This is a genomic window from Pseudomonas sp. 18058, from assembly GCF_902706155.1.
GTDB lineage: Bacteria > Pseudomonadota > Gammaproteobacteria > Pseudomonadales > Pseudomonadaceae > Aquipseudomonas > Aquipseudomonas rustica.
Map to the genome: position 1 here is coordinate 1 of NZ_CACSJY010000168.1, position 391 is coordinate 391.

Below are 391 nucleotides of genomic sequence, written 5' to 3' on the forward strand. Positions count from 1 at the left end.
GCGACTGGTCGATGAAGTTGTAGAGCAGCCGCGCCTTCGCGACGTTGCGCGCCTCCATCGCCGCGACGCCGGAGAGCCCGCCCTCGCGCTGGCGCTTGAGCCATTGGAACGTCAGGCCCGCGATGTAGATGCCCCAGGTGGGCGGCGTGTTGAACATCGACTGGTTGTCGGCCACCACCTTGTAATCGAAGGCGCTCGGGCAGACGGGCAGGGCGTGGCCCAACAGGTCTTCGCGCACCACCACCAGCGTGAGGCCGGCGGGGCCGAGGTTCTTCTGCGCGCCGCCGAAGGCCAGGCCCACGCGCGACCAGTCCACCGGGCGCGAGGCCACGTGCGACGAGAAGTCGATCACCAGCGGGGCATCGCTGCCCAGCGCGCGCAGGTCCGGCAG

General features: G+C 70.3%; 1 protein-coding gene. It reads right to left on the bottom strand.

All coding sequences use genetic code 11. The features are described from left to right. Positions 1-391: aminotransferase class V-fold PLP-dependent enzyme (locus tag GVL50_RS28665; RefSeq protein WP_159815865.1), on the bottom strand; the 391-nt coding region annotated here is incomplete at both ends.